Below are 1,778 nucleotides of genomic sequence, written 5' to 3' on the forward strand. Positions count from 1 at the left end.
GCTCGACCGACGTGTCGTCGAACCGGACGCGCACGTCGGCCGTGGCATCCGGCCCCGCGTGCCGGCGGGCGTTGGTCAGCGCCTCCTGCGCGATCCGGAACAGGTTCACCTGCACGAGCGGCGGCGGCTCGACCGCCGGCTCACCGATCACGGCGAACGTCGTCGGAAGCCCCGCTGCCGAGGCCTCCGCGACGAGGGAGGGGAGGGATGCCAGACCGTGCGCCGCTCCAGCGCCTCGGCGCGGTCGCGGCCGGTGACGATGATCTTCGCGAGCAGCGAGTCGAACGCGCCCGAGACGCTGTCGCCCGCGGTCACGCCCGAGTCGAGCCGGATGCCGGGGCCACCGAAGGTCTTGAAGACGTGGATCGGGCCGGGCTGGGGCAGGAAGTTCCGGCCCGGGTCCTCGCCGTTGATGCGGAATTCCAACGAGTGGCCGACCGGGGCGGGGTCGTCGTAGCCCAGCTCCTCGCCCTCGGCGATGCGGAACTGCTCGCGCACGAGGTCGAGGCCGGTGACCTCTTCGGAGACCGGGTGCTCGACCTGCAGGCGGGTGTTGACCTCGAGGAACGAGATGGTGCCGTCGGCCCCGATGAGGAACTCGCACGTGCCGGCTCCGACGTAGCCGACCTCGCGGAGGATGGCCTTGGATGCCGAGTACAGAACGGAGATCTGCTCGTCGCTGAGGAACGGCGCGGGGGCTTCCTCGACGAGCTTCTGGTGGCGGCGCTGCAGTGAGCAGTCGCGGGTGGAGACGACCACGACGTTGCCGGCGGCGTCCGCGAGGCACTGGGTCTCGACGTGGCGGGGCTTGTCGAGGTACTTCTCGACGAAGCACTCGCCGCGGCCGAAGGCGGCGACGGCCTCGCGCGTGGCGGACTCGAACATCTCGGCGACCTCGTCGAGCTCGCGCGCGACCTTCAGCCCGCGCCCGCCTCCGCCATACGCGGCCTTGATGGCGATCGGCAGTCCGACCTGCTCGGCGAACGCGATGACCTCGTCGGCTCCGGCGACCGGGCCGGGGGTACCGGGCGCGAGCGGCGCGCCGACCTTCTCGGCCACGTGACGGGCGGTGACCTTGTCGCCCAGCGCCTCGATGGCGTCGGGCGAGGGGCCGATCCAGACGAGGCCCGCATCGATCACGGCGCGCGCGAAATCGGCGTTCTCGGCGAGGAAGCCGTAGCCGGGGTGCACGGCGTCGGCGCCGGAGCGGCGGGCGACCGAGAGGATCTTCTCGATCGAGAGGTAGGTGTCGGCGCTGGTGGCGCCGTCGAGCGCGTACGCCTCGTCGGCGAGGCGGGTGTGCAGGGCGTCCCGATCCTGGTCGGCGTAGACCGCGACGGAGGCCTTGCCCGAATCGCGTGCGGCGCGGATGACACGGACGGCGATTTCGCCGCGGTTGGCGACGAGAACCTTGGCGATCTTCGGCATCCACCCAGCCTAGCGACGGGTGGTGCGGGTCTTTTGACCCACCTCCACAAGAAACGCCGGAAAACGTGTGGGGGAGTCTACGAACGGTTCCAGAGTTCGGTCCACGATCCACCGAGCTCCCGCACGAGCCCGCGGACGGTCGACAGCGACATCCCGACGACGGTGGACGGGTCGCCCTCCACCCGCTCGATGAAGGCGCCGCCGAGCGAATCGACGGTGAACGCCCCCGCCACGAGCAGCGGTTCGCCGCTGGCGACGTAGGCCGCGATCTCGTCGTCGTCGACGTCCGCGGCGAAGGTCACCGATGCCTCCGCACGGCGAACGCCTCGCGGGGTTCCTCGCCGGGGACG

General features: G+C 71.3%; 1 protein-coding gene and 1 pseudogene. Both read right to left on the reverse strand.

Translation table 11 applies throughout. The annotated features are described in order from the left end of the window. Positions 1 to 222 precede the first annotated feature (222 nt). Positions 223 to 1,428, reverse strand: a pseudogene (locus I5G_RS20660) (acetyl/propionyl/methylcrotonyl-CoA carboxylase subunit alpha); the annotation flags it as partial. Positions 1,429 to 1,505: 77 nt separating this feature from the next. After that, on the reverse strand, positions 1,506 to 1,778 hold a 273-nt coding region (locus tag I5G_RS04720), incomplete at its 5' end, for a Maf family protein (protein WP_187288799.1).

Source organism: Microbacterium sp. B19 (assembly GCF_000333395.1).
In the GTDB taxonomy this organism is placed as follows: Bacteria; Actinomycetota; Actinomycetes; order Actinomycetales; family Microbacteriaceae; genus Microbacterium.